This window comes from Streptococcus sp. Z556 (genome assembly GCF_053010225.1).
In genome coordinates, this window is record NZ_JBRKNU010000004.1 from 69,793 (window position 1) to 87,938 (window position 18,146).

Annotated in this window: 14 protein-coding genes; 1 reads left to right on the top strand and 13 read right to left on the bottom strand. The window is 42.4% G+C overall.

The window, feature by feature from the left end; all coding sequences use genetic code 11:
* Positions 1-99: 99 nt before the first annotated feature.
* The 4 genes from ACVC7S_RS05880 to ACVC7S_RS05895 all read right to left on the bottom strand — a co-directional run bounded on the left by ACVC7S_RS05880 (position 100) and on the right by ACVC7S_RS05895 (position 5,119).
* On the bottom strand, positions 100-1,203 hold the full coding sequence (locus ACVC7S_RS05880) for an NAD(P)/FAD-dependent oxidoreductase (RefSeq protein WP_447266515.1): 1,104 nt from the start codon (positions 1,201-1,203) through the stop codon (positions 100-102).
* 16 nt (positions 1,204-1,219) lie between these two features.
* Positions 1,220-2,017 carry a Nif3-like dinuclear metal center hexameric protein gene (locus tag ACVC7S_RS05885; protein WP_447266516.1) on the bottom strand — a complete coding sequence of 266 codons (798 nt, stop codon included), beginning with the start codon at positions 2,015-2,017 and terminating at the stop codon, positions 1,220-1,222.
* Positions 2,004-2,681: a tRNA (adenine(22)-N(1))-methyltransferase gene (locus ACVC7S_RS05890; RefSeq protein ID WP_084856037.1), complete on the bottom strand. Its 678-nt coding sequence runs from the start codon at positions 2,679-2,681 to the stop codon at positions 2,004-2,006. The genes ACVC7S_RS05885 and ACVC7S_RS05890 overlap by 14 nt, the downstream gene beginning before the upstream one ends.
* Positions 2,682-2,782: 101 nt before the next feature.
* On the bottom strand, positions 2,783-5,119 hold the full coding sequence (locus ACVC7S_RS05895; RefSeq protein ID WP_447266589.1) for a cation-translocating P-type ATPase: 2,337 nt from the start codon (positions 5,117-5,119) through the stop codon (positions 2,783-2,785).
* 132 nt (positions 5,120-5,251) lie between these two features.
* Between ACVC7S_RS05895 and ACVC7S_RS05900 the strand changes: the two genes are divergently transcribed.
* A complete protein-coding gene (locus tag ACVC7S_RS05900; protein WP_447266517.1) occupies positions 5,252-6,001 on the top strand; it encodes a lysophospholipid acyltransferase family protein in 750 nt (249 codons plus the stop codon).
* A gap of 42 nt (positions 6,002-6,043) precedes the next feature.
* On the opposite strand, the gene ACVC7S_RS05905 is transcribed toward ACVC7S_RS05900, so the two are convergent.
* The 9 genes from ACVC7S_RS05905 to ACVC7S_RS05945 form a co-directional block, all read right to left on the bottom strand.
* Positions 6,044-6,736 carry an alpha/beta hydrolase-fold protein gene (locus tag ACVC7S_RS05905; protein ID WP_447266518.1) on the bottom strand — a complete coding sequence of 231 codons (693 nt, stop codon included), beginning with the start codon at positions 6,734-6,736 and terminating at the stop codon, positions 6,044-6,046.
* A complete protein-coding gene (locus tag ACVC7S_RS05910) occupies positions 6,717-7,727 on the bottom strand; it encodes an ABC transporter substrate-binding protein (RefSeq protein ID WP_268710588.1) in 1,011 nt (336 codons plus the stop codon). Before ACVC7S_RS05910 ends, ACVC7S_RS05905 begins: the two co-directional genes overlap by 20 nt.
* Positions 7,728-7,746: 19 nt before the next feature.
* Complete coding sequence (locus ACVC7S_RS05915; RefSeq protein ID WP_447266519.1) at positions 7,747-8,502, bottom strand: ABC transporter ATP-binding protein; 756 nt, start codon at positions 8,500-8,502, stop codon at positions 7,747-7,749.
* Between the two features lies 1 nt (position 8,503).
* Positions 8,504-9,550 carry a FecCD family ABC transporter permease gene (locus ACVC7S_RS05920; RefSeq protein WP_447266520.1) on the bottom strand — a complete coding sequence of 349 codons (1,047 nt, stop codon included), beginning with the start codon at positions 9,548-9,550 and terminating at the stop codon, positions 8,504-8,506.
* 302 nt (positions 9,551-9,852) lie between these two features.
* The gene (gene rpsO / locus ACVC7S_RS05925; RefSeq protein ID WP_001018251.1) at positions 9,853-10,122 is read right to left on the bottom strand and encodes a 30S ribosomal protein S15; all 270 of its coding nucleotides are present in this window, start codon (positions 10,120-10,122) and stop codon (positions 9,853-9,855) included.
* Between the two features lie 291 nt (positions 10,123-10,413).
* On the bottom strand, positions 10,414-11,106 hold the full coding sequence (locus ACVC7S_RS05930; protein ID WP_000240126.1) for a phosphoglycerate mutase: 693 nt from the start codon (positions 11,104-11,106) through the stop codon (positions 10,414-10,416).
* A gap of 314 nt (positions 11,107-11,420) precedes the next feature.
* Positions 11,421-11,801 carry a hypothetical protein gene (locus ACVC7S_RS05935; protein ID WP_447266521.1) on the bottom strand — a complete coding sequence of 127 codons (381 nt, stop codon included), beginning with the start codon at positions 11,799-11,801 and terminating at the stop codon, positions 11,421-11,423.
* A gap of 151 nt (positions 11,802-11,952) precedes the next feature.
* A complete protein-coding gene (locus tag ACVC7S_RS05940) occupies positions 11,953-17,460 on the bottom strand; it encodes a ZmpA/ZmpB/ZmpC family metallo-endopeptidase (protein ID WP_447266522.1) in 5,508 nt (1,835 codons plus the stop codon).
* Positions 17,461-17,692: 232 nt separating this feature from the next.
* Positions 17,693-18,073: a hypothetical protein gene (locus ACVC7S_RS05945; protein ID WP_447266523.1), complete on the bottom strand. Its 381-nt coding sequence runs from the start codon at positions 18,071-18,073 to the stop codon at positions 17,693-17,695.
* Positions 18,074-18,146 lie beyond the last annotated feature (73 nt).

Sequence of the window (18,146 nt, forward strand, 5' to 3'; positions counted from 1 at the left end):
TTTTTCCTCGATTCTCGGATTATTTTTTCTTATTTTATCATTTTTGATAGGGAATGTCATTTGCCATCCTAGAGGGTAGGCTAAAATTTCAGTAAAATTCTATTCTCTTTTTACTCGTTTGACATAGTTTGCAATTGGATAGGCTGCAGGGTCCAGGGTTAACTCCTTTTCTTGAGCTAGTTGGGCTAAGTGGTAACCAATGATAGGCCCAGTTGTGAGACCTGATGACCCTAGCCCACTAGCCGCATAGACACCTGCTAAGCCTGGCACCTGTCCAAAGAAAGGGGAGAAATCACTGGTATAGGCGCGAATTCCCACACGCTCACCAGATGATTTCGCTTCTGCTAAGGCTGGATAGTGGGGGAAGGCTGCCTCCTCCATTTGTTGGAGCAAGGTTTCATCCACCGTCAAGTCAAATCCCATATCATTTTCATGGGTAGCTCCTAGGGACAATTTCCCACCTGCAAAAGGAATCAAATCCCACTCACCCTCAGGCATAACAACAGGGTAAGATTCCATATCTAGGGTAAGTTGATAATCTCGTAGTTGTCCCTTTTGGGGACGAACATCTACCACATATCCTAAAGGCCTCAAAATGTCTCCCAACCAAGCTCCCGTCGCCAAAATAACCTGTTCAAACACCTCTTCACCAATCTGGTACCCTGCTGATACAGGAGTCAGAGTCATTTTTTCTTTGACTAACTTGACTTGACTGACTTCCAGCAAACGAGTCACTAAGAGGTGGCCATCTACTCTCGCTCCACCAGAAGCATAGAGCAGGTGGTCAAATCCCTGCAAACCAGGGAATAATTCATTTGCAGACGCTTGGTCTAAAATGGCTAACTGGCCTATCAAGGGAGAATCTTCCCTACGCTGAAGGGCTAGCTCATAGAGTTCTTCCAACTTGGATTCGTCCTTTTTCAAGAGAAAAACTCCTGAGCGTTGGTAAAAGTCGATTTCCTGACCAGATTTTTCTAAATCAGCCAACAAATCCGCATAAAAGTCAGCCCCCAAGCGTGCCATCTTATACCAGGCTTTATTGCGGCGTTTTGAAAACCAAGGACTGATAATTCCCGCTGCTGCCTTGGTTGCCTGACCCTGTTCATGATCAAAAACGGTCACCTCTAAATCTGCTTCTTTGGAGAGGTAGTAGGCAGCAGTTGCCCCTACAATCCCTGCTCCAATAATGGCAACTTTTTTCATTGTTTTCTCTTTCTAACTAGATATGGTGGAAAGGATTGGTCGATGCTTGACTAGGTATGATATCAATGGACCAATCCTTTTCTGCCTTCCATTGAGTAAGGAGGTCAGCGATTTTTTCCACAAAAAGCACTTCGATATAATGTCCTGGATCCAATGCCATCAGACCATCAGACAACATATCCTGAGCTGTGTGGTAGTAGATGTCACCAGTAATATAGACATCTGCCCCCTTAGCTAAAGCATCAGGATAGAAAGACTGACCACTACCGCCACAAATGGCCACACTTGAAATAGGCTTCTGCAAATCACTCTCTTGATAATGCACCATGCGAAGACTATCAAGACCAAAGACTTGCTTGACATGCTGGGCCAATTCTTCAAATGTCTGAGGCTGAATATTCCCAATCCGCCCAATCCCACGTTCTGGGCCTGTTTCCTGGAGATAAGTCGTCTCCTCAATGCCTAGCATCTGGCAGAACCAATCATTGAGGCCATTCTCAACGATGTCAATATTAGTATGACTGACATAAACGGCGATGTCATGCTTGATCAGGTCGATGTAAATCTGATTTTGCGGACGACTGGCTACCAAGTCCTTGATGGGACGAAAGATAGGCGCGTGCTTAACGATAATCAAATCCACACCCTTTTCAATGGCCTCTGCCACCGTCTCTTCTCGAATATCGAGGGCAACCATGACCCTTTGGATATCCTTGTCCAAAGTACCGATTTGCAGGCCACGACTGTCTCCCTCCATTGAAAATTCCTGAGGACAAAAGGCTTCATATGCGTTAATTACTTCACTTGCTAGCATGGAGTACCTCCTTGATGGCTTGAATTTTATCTACTAAAACTTGTCGTTCCTCCAGATTTTTTTCCGGGATTTGTTCGAGAGCGAACTCTAGCTTAACCGCTTCTTTTTGCCATTTTTGGACAAATACTGGACTGACCTCTTTGGACAAGAAAGGTCCAAAGCGAACATCACTGGCTGATAGCTTCATTTGTCCTGATTCCACCACCAAAATCTCGTAGAATTTGCCTGCTTCTTCTAGGATGCTTTCTGCCACAATCTGAAAATCGTTATCTTGCAACCAAATACGCAAGTCGTCTTCACGATTATTGGGTTGGAGGATTAAACGCTCTACATTAGCTAGCTTTTCCAAACCTTCTTGCAATATGGTAGCAATCAAACGGCCACCCATACCAGCAATGGTGATAACCGATACTTGGTCAGCCTCTTCAAAGGCTGCCAAGCCATTGGCTAAACGAACCTGAATTTTCTCCTTTAGACCGTGATTCTCAACATTTTTCACCGCTGACTGGTAGGGGCCTTCCACCACCTCACCTGCAATGGCGCTTTTGATTTGGTCTCTCTCAACTAACTCGATGGGCAGATAAGCATGGTCACTTCCCACATCTAGTAAAATAGCTCCCTGTGGTACAAAGGACGCCACCAATTCTAATCTCTTTGAAATCATCTTCTCTCACTTTCCAAAACTCTATTACCTCTTATTATACCATATTTCAGCTAGCAATCTTGCACCTAAAAAGACCACAATCCACAGATTGCAGCCTTTCTTTATTTTCTAGCTTGATAACGACTGGTTAAGATAAATATCACTGTAAAGACAGCCATCATGACAAGGTAAACAGACAGCGTTTGTCCTGTCAAGGTTGAAATTTCAAGCAACTTTTGAATCATTGGGAAGAGAGCCGTAGCCAGGAAGCCTCCCACAGACCAGACAATCAAAAGCACACGCCAGAGGGTGAATGGCATGCAGGCTCTAAATACGGATAAGAAACCGATAGACCCAAGGAGATAATAAAGTAGGGTTGAGATTTCTAACTCTGACCAACCTTGGCTAGCCCCAAAGATTTTGACAAAGAGAACGCTGAAGACGATCATAAGGGCACTTGGTAGGGCACGAAGCATGGATCTTCTGAGGAAATTTGGCTCAACAGGTTTGATATTTCGCTCAAAAGTCAGAACGAATGGCGGGAAACCTTCCACGAATTGGTCAATCATGGTAATCTGAATCGGAATGAAAGGGAAAATCAAAATCCACTCAGACCGTCCCAGCAGAGCACTGGCGATACAGATGACTGCGAGCAAGAAGGAATAGATGGTCTTAATCAAGAAAATCGGTGCAATATGGGCAATGTTATTGACCACACGACGACCTTCAAAGAGAATCTCAGGAACATCATTAAAGTCTGAGTTCAAGAGAACCAGATTGGCAATCTGACGAGTCGCAGGATCTCCCTCAGCCATCACGATAGAGCAGTCTGCTTCACGAAGGGCCAGAATATCATTGACACCGTCTCCTGTCATAGCTGTTGTATGACCCGCTTTTTTCAGGGTTTGGATCAGTAGTTTCTTTTGATGAGGAGAAACACGTCCGAAAATCGCAGTCTCCTCCGCCATGGCCATCAATTCCTCATCCGTGATTTTTGAGCAATCAACATAGCTTTGATAGTCTGCAAATCCAGCTTTCTGGGCAATGCTGGATACAGTGACCGGATTATCACCAGAGATAATTTTGAGGCCCACTTCCTGAGAACGGAGGTAGTCTAGTGTCTCTGCTGCTCCTTCTCGAATGGGGTCCAAAATTTCCAGCAAGGCCAGAGCCTGAATATCAGATGGTTTATGTGGTTTGTGATGATCTAGTTTTTCCTGACTGAGAGCCAAGACCAAGACACGAGAACCTCGTTCCAAGGCCTCTCTGGCTTCTGGTACTTCAGAGTCCAACAACATCTCAGGCGCCCCTAAGAAAACTGTCCCTAGCCCTTCCAACTCCATAGCTCCCCACTTGCGGTCGCTAGAGAAGGGAAGATTGGAAAGCATAGGGTAGGCAACCTTTCCTTGGAAACGCTGGCGAATGGCTTGAGCTGTAGGATTTTTATCCTCACTATGGGCCATATAACTGGTCAAAATGCTGGCAATAGTCTCTTCACCATAAGTTTCCGTCAGCGGAAGAACGGCTTCCACCTGCATCTTTCCTTGGGTGATGGTGCCCGTCTTGTCTAGACAGAGCATATCCACGCGCGCCAAGGTCTCGACAGAGTACATCTCCTGCACCAAGACCTTTTTCAAGCCCAGCTTAATCACCGCAGTCAAGAGTGAAGTGATGGTCAAAAGGGCGATTCCCTTGGGCAACATTCCCAAAAGTGCTGTTGACGAATTTACAACGGATAACTTAAGAGGCAAACCTTTTAAAATCAAGGCTTCTAGCAAGAGAGCCAGACCAAAGGGAATGATAATCTTCCCAGTAAAACCTGCTAGCTTGTCCAGTGATTTCATGATACGAGAGTTGATGGGTTTAACAGTCTTGGCTTCCAGCATGAGTTTGGAAGCATAGTTTTCTGCCCCGACATGGTGGACACGAGCTAAAACTGACCCACTGGCTAAGAAACTTCCAGACAAAAGCAAGGCATCAACTTCCTTTTGCACCAAATCACTCTCACCCGTCAACATGGCTTCATTGACTTCCGCAAAGCCTTCTAAAACCCGCGCATCACTAGGAATCTGCTCCCCAGCCGACAGACGAATGACATCTCCTAGAACCAATTCTTCTGGATTGATGGCAATTTCCTGACCCTCACGGATGGTTTTGACCTTTTCTTTGGTCATGAGATTGAGCTTGTCCACCATGTGTTTGGCCCGTAGTTCGGTCACAATTCCAGAAAAAGCGTTAAAGCAGATAACAGCAAAGAAGACCAAATTGCTCCAAGCCTGCACAAAGGCAAGCGCTAGGGTAATAACAAAGTTTAATGCGTTAAAAAGTGTAAAAACATTTCGTTTGATGATTTGCCAAGTACTGGTACTGGCTGAAGCGGTAAAGTCATTGACCAAACCTTGAGCCTGTCTTTCCTTGACTTCTCTTTGGGTTAATCCCATAATCTTATTTTTATCCATAAATTCTATCATATCATTTTTTTTAAAAGAATTCTAATCCAATCTAAAACTGTTGGCTGATAACTGAAAAAGTTTGCCAGCAGTCTTTTGATAAGGTATAATAATAAAAGCAATACAATCGAAGGAGATCTCATGTTTTATACTTATTTACGTGGACTAGTCATGCTGATCTTGTGGTCCATCAATGGCAATGCCCACTATCACAATACGGATAAAATCCCTAGTAAAGATGAAAACTATATCCTGGTCGCACCTCATCGTACCTGGTGGGATCCAGTTTACATGGCTTTTGCGACCAAACCAAAACAATTCATCTTTATGGCCAAAAAAGAGCTTTTTAACAACCGCATATTTGGCTGGTGGATCCGTATGTGTGGGGCCTTTCCTATCGACCGGGAAAATCCTAGCGCCTCTGCTATCAAATACCCTATCAATGTCCTCAAAAAAAGTGACCGTTCCCTTATCATGTTTCCTAGTGGTAGTCGCCACTCGACAGATGTCAAAGGCGGAGTTGCTCTGATTGCCAAGATGGCTAAGGTCCGTATCATGCCAGTTACCTATACTGGTCCCATGACCTTGAAAGGTTTGGTTAGCCGTGAACGTGTCGATATGAACTTTGGAAATCCAATCGATATCTCAGACATCAAGAAAATGAATGATGAAGGGATTGAAATGGTTGCAGACCGTATCCAAGCAGAATTCCAACGTTTGGACGAAGAAACCAAGCAATGGCACAATGATAAAAAACCAAACCCACTCTGGTGGTTTGTCCGAATCCCAGCCCTCATCCTTGCTGTGATTGTTGGTATCCTAACGATTATCTTTACCTTCATCGCAAGCTTTATCTGGAATCCAGATAAGAAGAGAGAGTCTCTTGGTTAAAAAATACAATTATCCCTTGGTAAAAACCAAGGGATATTTCTTTTATTCGATTTTCCATTTTTGGGCCAACCAGTTGGAAAAGGCTAGGAATCGTTCAGCCACTTGCTCATGATGCCCATAAGGGTCAAAGACAAACTGACTAGTCGGATAGCGTTGCTGAAAACTGGTATGAATCTGCTCAGCGTAGACTGGTGCTTGAGCCAAGCGATTGGTATGATGGGCTCCTTCTGTTTGACCATTCTGTAAATACAGCAAACAATCTAAATTTCTCACCTTTTCTTCCCTGCAATAAGTCGTAAAATCAGGATACCAAAAGGAACCACAGATAGAGAAGATACAGGAGACCTTGTCAAAATGGAAAAGACTGTATACAGCAGCCAATCCACCTAGTGAGTAACCCCCATAGGCAAGGCGATTTTTGTCCAGGCGATAAAGCGACTGCAACTTGTCTAAAAGACCTCCAAATAAATGACCATGATAGGCATTTGCCTGACCACCAAAATCTGGAGCCCCATCTCTCAGAGCAGATGCCTTCCAGGGAGTGTAGTCGTCTAGGCGATTTTTAGAGGTCAAGCCCACTAAAATCACAGATTCGGAAAGAGATGATAGGAAATCCAAGTTTCCATCATTCAATAAAATAGCTGGATAGGTTTGATTGGGGTTATAGGTCGAAGGAAGGCTGACCTTGACTTGGATTCCTTCCCAATCAAACTCATTATTTATTGATAAAGTCATTGATTTTCTCAAGGGAATCAATCACTGCTGGACCATAGTCCATCAACTCATCGTAAGAAATGGTCATGATTTTTTGATTCTTAATAGCAGGAACGTTTTCTAAAACTTCATTTGCCTTCATCAACTCTACTGCATTGGCATCCAATTTTTTATTGCGGTCGCTGGTTACATAGATAATCAACTCAGGATCCATTGACACGAGATTTTCCAAGGTCAAGCCTGATGTTCCCGTTGCAACGTTGGTATAACCAAGTTGATTCAACAAGCTCTCTTGCAAAGCAGACTTGTAAGCACCAAAGGTTTCGTCGTTATAAGCAACCATAATCAAAGCCTTTTTCTTTTCACCTTGGCTTGCTGGGTTTGCTTTCTTAACAGCGTCAATTTTAGCTTGTAATTGGGCTGCGTATTCATTAGCCTTGTCCTGAACATTGAAAATCATTCCAAGATTTTTGACATCTTCTACGATATTTCCCAAATCTTGCTGAATCGTTGAGAGAGAAGCTTTCTGTGTATAGACTGGGATTTTATTTTCATTCCAGGTGCTAACTGTCCCCAAGGATTTTTCAGAAAACATCATGTTTCGACCCATCACAGCGTCTGGCTCATAAGAAAGGACTGTCTCTTGTGAGACTGTTTTTTTATCACCGATTTGAGGAATAGTCGCAATCGCGTCCTTGTATTTGTCTGTTACAGCATTGTCAGGGTTGAGCATGCCAGCAATTTTATCCTTCAAGCCTAACTCCAATAAGATTTCAGTGGTTGACAGATTGTTGGTGATAACTTTTTCAGGTGCCTTGTCAAAGACTTGTTCGACTTCATTTCCCTTAGCATCATAGGTCTTGACCGTTAACGGATAAGTCGTCTCTGTGCTGGCCTTTTGACTTGTTTCTGTGCTAGATTGTGTGGTAGCCTTTTCAGTGGTAGTGTTGCCACAAGCTGCCATGGTTAGGGTAGCTACTGTTACGAGTAAAATGCTTAGTGTTTTTTTCATTTTGTTTTCCTTTTCTTTCTTATAAATAGTGAATCATAGCTTGCTGATCCTCGGTCCAAGTAACCTGACTTTGAACTCCGTATACAGTTTGCAATGACTCAGGGGTGATGGTCTCCTTTGGAGTCCCTTGGTAAAGGATTTCTCCCTCTTTCATCAGATAGAGATAATCCGAATAGCGACAAGCAAGTTGAATATCATGTAGGACAGCTAAAACATTGACCTTGAGATTCTTCACAATGGCCAACAAGTCTAGCTGATACTTGATATCCAGGTGATTGGTTGGTTCGTCCAGGAGCAAGAGAGTCGGTTCTTGCGCTAAGGCGCGGGCTAATAAGACTCGTTGTTTCTCCCCCCCTGACAGGGACGAATAGATACGAGTTTTCTTCTCGAGCATGTCCACTTTAACGAGGGCATCTTGAACGAGCGTATAATCCCTTTCCTTTTCCTTCTGTAAAAAAGAGAGGTGGGGAGTTCTTCCCAGCAAGACGATTTCCTCAACTGTACAATCAAACTGCAATTGATTAAACTGGGTGACAACTGCCATTTGCTTGGCTGTTTCTTTGAGTGACCAATGCTCCAGTGGCTTTCCATCTAGGCTTATCAAGCCTTTGTCCGCCTTTTCCTGACGATAGAGGAGTTTAAGCAGGCTGGTTTTTCCACTTCCATTTGGTCCTAGTATCGTGTGAAATTGATGCCCCTCAACCTTAAGAGAAACTCCTTTGAGGATTTTTTTCTCTCCTAGTCCAAAATGGATATCCTGACAAATCAAGTCCATATCAGGCCCTCACCTCCCTTCGCCTACCTCCAACAATGTAGATAAAGAAGGGAGCACCTACTAAGGCTGTGAAAATGCCAATCGGCAACTCAGCGTTTGGAATGATGATACGAGAGAGTACATCTGCCCAGATGACAAAGAGGGCACCCAGTAAGGTCGCAACGGGAAAAAGCCTCCTGTAATTCGTTCCTACTAACCCTCGAGCTAAGTGAGGAGTAATTAGACCAACAAATCCAATAATCCCACAAGTAGCCACCAAGACAGCTGTCAGCACAGCCACCACGGTCACGTAAAGATACCAATAGAAGCGTAAGGGAATTCCCAAAGTTAAAGCAGCCTCATCTCCCATCATCATCGCATTAAAAACACGATACTGGGTAGCGAAAAATAGAAAGGCCAATCCTACTACTATAGTTGGCAGGACTAAGTCAGACCAAGTAGTCCCGGCAAGCGAACCCATGGTCCAAAACTTAATAGTCATCACACTATCCGCATTAGCGCCAACTGAGATAATAAAGTTGGAAAAGGCCAGAAATAGAGCATTAACCACCGTTCCTGATAAGATCAGACTAGAAGTCGTCATCCTGCCCTGCATAGAGGCAATGATGAGGACAGCGATTGTTGCCAAAATAGCTCCAAGGAAAGCTCCAAGGCTAATCACCAATTTTAAACCAAGAATGATGCTCAAAGTTGCCCCTAGAGTTGCACCCGCAGAAATTCCTAAGACATAAGGCTCTGCGATGGGATTGTTCACTGTAGACTGCATCACGCTACCACACATAGAAAGACCAGCCCCTACTATCAAGCCTAACAATACTCGAGGGAATCTCATGTTCCATACAATGGCAAGAGTAGACTTGGAAACCTCTCCTATCTCAAGAGGAATCCCCAATCTGCTCAAAATGATCCGATAGGTATCTCCTAGATCAATCGCAACAGACCCCATAGAAACAGCTATAAAGAGGGAAATTCCTAAAACACTTAGCAAAATAACCAAAAACAACACAAATTGCAAATCTTGTCGGCTTCCAGAAAATTTGGAAAGCATGAAAACCTCCTTAGACAAAATTAAAAATTTAGAAAATTCTCATAAAAAGTATACCATATTTTCAACAATGGAACAAGATGAGAAAAATAAATATAGTTGGTCTTACAGTGCTAATAATCGTAACCGAAGATTATACTTGGGTATATCGAGGTAGGGTGACAAAAGTAAAAAAGCTCTCTGAATATCAGAGAGCTCAAGTCTTGCTGGATAAAACGTTTATAGACTAGGCAACGAGGCGAAGATTGTACTAATGGTACATCGAGCTGAAGCCAACGAAGTATAGAAACGTTTTAGACGCAAGATTAACGACGAAGTCCAAGAGAGTTGATTAACTCACGGTATCGGTTAACGTCGTTTTTACGCAAGTATGCAAGCAAGTTACGACGGCGACCGATTTTCTTCATCAATCCACGGTAAGTAGCGTGGTCTTTTTTGTGTTGTTTGATGTGTTCGTTAAGGTGGTTGATTTCCCAAGTAAGGACAGCAACTTGAACCTCTACTGAACCTGTATCACCTTCGTGACGTGCATATTGTGCGATGATTTCATTTTTTTTCTCTTTTGAGATTGCCATGATGTTTCTCCTTTTTATTTGGCTTCATCCGAGTGACAGGTTGGCATGCCTGTAACCAAGAAGAAGTTATTTGTCTTTACGACAGTTCTTATTCTACCAAGAAGCAGAGACTTTGTCAACTGATTTACTGTTTAAAACCTTGAATTACTCTACTGATTTCAGGGCTTCGAGCATATCTACTTTTCTTACAATCAAGTCACTCTTTACTATCATTATAACGCTTTTTCAACTAGTTGGAAACCAGAAGCAAAAACAAAAAAGCCTAGGAATCCTAGGCTTTCTGTTTATAGATTATTTTCCAAGGTAGTATTCAGAAACTACGTTCAATTTTTCGTCAAATTCGAATACCAATGGTGGGAAGTTAGGGATTTCCACATCCATGATTTCGTCGTCTGACAAGCGTTTGATGTGTTTTACAAGGGCACGGATTGAGTTACCGTGAGCTCCTACGAATACGTTTTTACCATCTTTAAGTGCTGGAGCGATTTTGTCTTCCCAGAATGGAAGGGCACGTTCCAAAGTCACTTTCAAGTTTTCAGCATCTGGAATAACTGAGTCGTCAAGTGAAGCGTAACGACGGTCAGTGTGAGCTGAGTGCTCATCATCACGATCCATGTTTGGAGGCAATACATCGTATGAACGACGCCAGATGTGAACTTGCTCATCACCAAATTGTTCAGCAGCTTCAGCCTTGTTTTTACCAGTCAAACCACCGTAGTGACGTTCGTTCAAGCGCCATGATTTTTCAACTGGAACCCATAATTGGTCAGCCGCTTCAAGAGCCAAGTTTGTTGTTTTGATCGCACGTTTCAATACTGAAGTGTAAGCTTGGTCAAATTCGATACCAGCTTCTTTGATCAATTTACCAGCGTCAATCGCTTGTTGTGTTCCTTTTTCAGACAAATCAACATCAGCCCAACCAGTGAAAAGGTTAGCTTTGTTCCATTCAGACTCACCGTGGCGAGCAAAAACCAATTTTACCATTAGATGGATTCTCCTTTTATTTTTCGAGGTTGCCCTCGTTTATCTATTCTATTTTACACAATTTTTCACAAAAAAGCTAGTTAAAATCAACTAAAAAGAAAGAACAGTGTCCTCTCATCTAGTTATTATTAATTCGCGATATTCAATCAAGAAACGATTGCAATTATTTGTTATTTAAAGCATCAATTAAACGATCAGTATTCTTAGTTACATCATGTTTTCTTATAAAAAAAGCATTTTTCCAACATATTCTTTCACCAGATAATTCTTTAAATGAAAAAAACAACCCTCCAACGGATTGTTTCACTAAATTATCAGACAAGGCCACGGACTTCTTTCAAAAATTTAGCAAAAGAAACAGCTCCTTTAATGATTAGAAATCCTCCTATCCACTCGGTCGCTGAAAGAAAGCCCAGCACGCCACCAATGATAAATAAAATAGATGGCAGCTTTCGAAGTTGTTGGTCTTCTTCAAAATAGATTAGCATAAAGGTCCCTATTGCAATCATCAAAATCTTAAAAAATGTCAGGAGCAGGGAAAAGGCAACCGTAACAACCAGCACCTTTGAAGGATCTTTATAGATGAGAGCCCCAGTATAGGATAGCAAAAATCGTAGGACAGGTCCCAAAAGCAAGGTTATACCTGCCAGCATGCCCAGTCTCCAATTGAGTCGAACCAATCTATCTCTCTCCATAAAAACCTCCTTCTCTCGTAGCTATCATTCTACCATATTTGCCCCAGAAACAAAAGACCTTCTCAGGCACAAACAAATCGCCTACCAGCTTTCAGACAGCCGAACATAAAAAGAGAAGATCTGTCGATCCTCCCTTTTCATTTTCCAACCCTTATTTCTTAAAAATAGAGGTTCTGAAATCGTTTGTTTGGTCAAGATAGGCTTTAAAGATTGCTCTCTTCAACTTATGAACAGCACTGTCATACTCTGGATTATAGTTGCTCCAACGAGGAGCATCCGCATCCTCCAGTACAGCTTGATCCATGAGGGCTTGCAATTCAGTCACACTATTGATGGTCTTTGTCGCATAGCTTGGCCATGGTCTTGTCGGATCTTTAAAGGTCACTTGTTTCAAGTTTTCAAACTGATCCACACGTTCTTTATACATAGCTTTCTTAAAGGTAGCCCAAGATGCATACTTGCCTTCAAACACCTTGTCCAATACAAGATCATCTGTCACCAATCCTCGTGTTTTACCATAGAGATTGATGGTTTTACCTTTTTGTTTGGCAATTTCTTCGTATTGATTTGAGATATAAGGTACCATTCCATCCTTAAAGCCTTTGGCAGCCAAAAGTTCGTAAGCGATCCGGCGTCCCATAAGGTCCCCTGGCGTGCCTTTCTCACTGCTGAGAGCTGAAAAGATTGGAGCAAAGAGTTTAATCGTATAGTAGCCATTTCGCTCATAGTCGCCAGATTGGTACTCACGAGATGACAAGATGTTATGGTCAATCAAACTATCAAAGTTAGTTAGTTTTTGGGCCTCTTCTGCTGTCAATTCTTTGACTACGTTAGTAGCGTATACCTCATTGCCATCTACTGGATCTTTCACATACTTGTTCTCAATTTTTCTGAGAGCCACCATTTTCTGGTAAACATTCAGTTTGTTAACGATTGACTGCCCTTCGAGATATTCCAGCATGTAGATAAGGTCAAACATGTTATGGACATAGCTCTGAAGATCTGCTGCGTTTTGGAATCTTTCTGTCGGATCCAAGACTTGCAGACGGGATCCCTCTGTACTATCTGATGTTGAGTGTTTCAAGATTGAGTTGATGGTAATGGTTGCGTCACTTGGTTGGTCAGGAGCCTGCAATAAGCCTTTTGCGAAGAACTCTGGTCCCAAGCCGCTTCTTCGACCATAGCCGCCAAGGTAAATATCCTGATCCGAATCATGGGTCATCTCATGGGTATAGGTAATGGCTCCATCCTTGTCCAGCATACGGTAAGACATATAGTAGACACCATCACCTGTTGCGTAGGCTCCATGCTGATTGTGTACTACCTTATTGCCAACCGGTCCAAAGAAGTTCTTCATAGCTGGATTGGAGCTATCAAACTTAGCCTCCACTGTAGCTTTTCCAGAGGTTGTATCATCGCCAAACTTATAGGCATCATAAAGGAGAATCGTACGATAAAGTTTTTCACGTCCCTCATTATCTAAAATACGATACCAATAATCGTAGTGATCACGCTGACGTTTGGCTGTTTCACGTGCATTTTCTTCTACAAAATCATTGAGAGCCTTGCCCGCTTTATGGTCACTATTGCGGTAGCGATCATAAGCTCCAAATCCTAGACTAGACATGGTCGAGATGACAAAGACGGATCTCTCTGGCAAGGTTAGGAGAGGCAAGATCATATTGCGGTATTTCCATGTGGCACTCGTGATGCGGTCATAAACACCGATAGAATACTTGGTGCCAGCTTGTCCTTGCTTGGCTTTAACCTCTGCAATATTGGATTTTTCTTCAACGATATAAGCCTTGGTCTCTGATTTAAACCAGTCATTGTTGCTTTTCTCTGGTAGAAAGACTTTTCGGTAATGTTCCAGCGTGCTAAATAAATCTGTCGTTCCATGCTGGTTGGCAAGACTGATACCATAAGTATCGACATTATTCTTAGCTAGAAGATTGTTAAAGCCAGATTTACCTAGCTCAATCAGAGTGTCCAGTGGTGAAGCATTTCCCTTACCAAAGAAGTCCAGATGGTACAGAACCAGGTCTTTGACGTTTACTTGACCATAGCTGAAGTTGTACCAACGCTCCAGATACGCCATACCAAGTAGCAAGGCTTCCTTGTTGTGCTTGATTTTATCTACAAGATAGCCCTTGGTAACTTGGTTGTCACCAGCCAGTCCGGCATCTGCTGACAAGAGTTTCTTCAAACTGTCTTCCAGATGTTGTTTTGTTTTGGCGAACTGGTCTTCTAGATAGAGCTCAGTCTGCTTGACGTTTGGAGAAATACCTAGTGTCTTTCTGATGCCTTCTGAATGGTAGTCCACCTGCTGCAATTCAGGTAAGACTTGCTTGATGATAGAGCTTTGGTCGTACAAGAATTGGTTTGGCGTATAGAGAAGTCCAGTATTTCCTAAACTATATTCTGCTAATTTAGCGAAATCAGCCTGATACTTGAGACTGAGATTCTCAGATGAATGGTCCTTGTAGTGAAGCAAGAGTTTGTTTGCAGTCTCTTTGTTAGAAACAATGTCTGTGATGACTTGGTTATCCTTCATCATTACTGCTGACAAGAGTTCTTTTTTATATAAGCTACTGCTTTCTTTTACTAGATTTCCGTATTTGACGATGGTTGCCTTGTTGTAGAAAGGTAGCAATTTTTCAATATTTTTATAAGCCAAGGCGCGCTTAGCTTGATAATGAGCCACCTTAGAAAAATCACTGTCTTTTTTGCCACTTGTTGAGAGGGGTTCCACTGTTGGTAGAGTGAGAGGATTGATGGCTACTTTTTTGCTTTCGATTTGGGAAGCATCTAGCATTGTTCCTCTTTCTTCAAAGGATTCCTTGCTGACGACCTCATCCTTGACTAAGGTGACATTGTAGACTCTGTTGGCCTTACTGCTAAATGTGTCCTTCACCTTCATTCCATTATAGTGGTAGCCGGTAATGGCATTCCCGTTGGTTACATTGACATCACTGAGAACATTGGTCAATCTTCCAGCATGCTGTTCCTCATTAGTTTTTCGATCCCACAAATAGCCTGCTACTCCCGCGACTCTACCAAAGTGCTTGGCATTGTTAATATCGCCTTCAGCATAGCTATCTTGGATTTGTGCATCCTGATCTACTAGACCTGCAAGACCACCCACTGTCTGATCTGAACTATTTGTGTTGGACGAAATGGCTACTGTCGCTTTTGACTTCGTCAGCAAAGCCTTGTCACCTGTCAAATGACCGACCAGACCACCGATATTATAGGCAGCAGTCGTTTCATACGTGTTGATAATTCTTCCCTTGAAACTGCTCTCTGTGATGCTTGATTGGTCCGCCTTAGCCAGCAAACCACCGATACCACGTTCACCAGCAAGAACACCATCGACATGAACTTGCTGAATCTTTGTGTTATTCTGGGCTTCATAGGCCAGTGAACCAATATCATCTTTCCCTGAAATGGAGACATTTTTCAGACTCAATTTTTCTACTCTAGCGCCGCTCAAGGTTTCAAATAGAGGTTTTTTCAAGTTGTAAATAGCATACCGCTTGCCATCTTTTTCACCGATAAACTGACCAGTAAAGGTACCCTTGATGTAGGATTTAGCTTCAGGCTCTAACTCCACTTCGTTGGCATTCAAACTAGCTCCCAAATAATAAGTTCCAGAGAGATTCTGGTTGATAGCTTTGACGAGATTGCTAAAGGAAGTGAAGGTTGTTGTTTCCTCTCTAGCCTTCTTAGCTAGATAGAAGGTGAAATTGTCAGCATATTTATTTTCTAGCTCTTGCTGGAGTTTCTCGGCCTTGGCTGTGATTTTATAAACTGGCTGACCATCTTTCGTTTCAGCTGTTATTGACGAAACTGGTAGATAGACATCTTTAAATGATGAAGATTTGACTTTGACAAAGTAAGTTTCTGGATTACTTGGAACGCTGTCTAAAGAAACGTGTTGTTTGTATGTTCCATTGGTCTGACTATACAACTCCAGATCCGAAACATTTCTTAGTTCAAGTGTTTTTTCTGGATCTTTTTCTTTTGGTTTCTCTGTCGGAGTCTCTGGTTTTACTTGCTCAGTATTACCAGTATATTCTGGAAGGGGAGCGACTTGTTCGGGTTCAACAATGGCTCCAGCTTTCTCACCAGTATTTTCTGGTAGGGAAGACTGAGTCTCAGGTTCAACAATCGCACCTGATTGAGTATCTGTATATTCTGGTTTTTCGCTTGTCTCTGGGACCACAATCGCTCCCGCTTGAGTTCCTGTATACTCTGGTGTTGGTGGCACCTCTTCAGGCTCTACGATTGCTCCAGACTGCTCGCCTGTATAGGCTGGTTTCTCAGCTGTTTCTGGTTCCACCAAAGCCCCTGACTGGACGCCCCCAACCTCTGGCTCAACTTGTTCTGGTTCCACTATCGCACCAGCTTGCGTTCCCTGATATTCAGGTAGCGGAGCAACTTGCTCTGGTTCAACGACTGCTCCAGCTTGGGTGCCAGTATATTCTGGTTTTTCGGCTATCTCAGCCTCTACAATCGCTCCCGCTTGAGTTCCCTGATATTCTGGTAAGGAAGCCTGCGTCTCAGGCTCTCCTTTTCTTGCAGACTGTGGTGCTTCACTCGGAGCAACTGCCTTCTTAGTCCCTTTTTCTACTATACGTGGCAGGGCTTCTTCTAATTTAGTTGATAGAACTTCCCGAGAAATTTCTTGGTTTTCAATAGTGAAAATGCGAACAAGATCAATCTTCTTCCCAGCACGCCCTTCTTGTTTGACACGAATGGTTCCCTCTGCTAGTTCTGGATTTTCTTGAACCACTTCTGAAAAGTCTAGTTTGGTTTCAATCTCTTGGTCTTTGTATAGGAGTTCTGGTTTGTTCACGCGACCAGCCAAGACTTCGTCTTGAGGATCTACACTAGCAATACCAGACGGATTTTGATTGGATGAATCTTGAGAAGGGATTGGTTTTTCAGCAGGGAGTGTAGGAGATGGAGCTTTCTGCTCATCTCCTACCTTTTGCCCACCTTCATTGGTCTGAAAATGAGGTTGAACCGTGTAGTCTAGTTTCTGATCCCTAGCAGCAGTTTCTTGCTGATTAATCTCTTTGTCTTGCTTAATATATCCTAGGTAAGTATAACCTGATAAGGCACGTGGCAAAGGCAGACTATCTCCTTGGGATAATTGGTATTCCTGATTGTATTGTAGCAAAAGTTGATTTTCGATAGCCTGAACCGAAGAAACCAAACCACTGCCCATCCCTGTTACCAAAATCACATTCAAGAGGGCCTTCTTTTTGCCTTTCTTTTTGGTTACAACAAAAATAAGAAGGCCAATCGAAGCTAGCGCTCCACCTGATAAAACACTAGTAAGACTATGCTGCCCACCTGTATTGGGCAACTGACCTAGCTGTGCTTTCTCATCCATACGGTAGACTAGATAATAGGTGCTTTCACTATCTTCAGCAATTTTAGGAATGTCCTTTACAATCAAGTCTTTTTCTTGCCCACTCAACTCCGTATCCGTCACATATTTGTAGTGAACAGCTACATTTTCTTGAGCAAATACAGTTCCACTGCTCGCAATGGACACAAAAAATAGGCTTGAAATCGAAGCTGATACAAGACCAATTGCTAATTTTCGTAAGGAAAAACGATGCTGCTTCTCTCCAAAAATCTTTTTCATTCTAAATCCTCTCGCTTTTTAACCTCTATCAAGAAAATAACTAGAATTATATTTTGATATAGGTAATTTACATTCATCATTATACTATAAAAAGAGTTCCTTGTCTCAAATAAATGCTTTGATTTTACGAATTTGAAAGTTTATTTATCCTGTTAAATTTATCCCTTACTTGGTAAGAAAAAAGAAGGCTAATCGCCTTCTCTTATTTAAAAATATTCCTAACAAAAAGTCATTATTCTTGAACATCGAATTTTTTCAAAAGTCCAAAATAGAGGGATCCACCAATGATTGTCAAAATTCCTCCTACCCAGCCCAAGAATGGGATCAATCCAACAGAACCACCCACGATAAATAAGACAGACGGTGCAGGAGTCACACGCTCATCATCCTTGTAATAAACAATAGCTACAATTCCTAAAACCAAGATTGCAATTTTCACCAATGATAAAATAATTGAAAAAATCGTCAATAGCCCAACTGTTGCATCTGAGTCCTCCGTTGCCGCAGCAGCACCGACAGCTATCATAAACATAACAACTGGAGCCAACAGCAAGACAATACCTGAAATAAGACCAAAAATCGCATTTACGCGAGCAAGTGTATTTGTTTTCATCCGAATCTCCTTAAAAATTTGTATAGCTATCATTTTATCATATTTTCATGAAAAACAAAAGAAATTTCAAAAT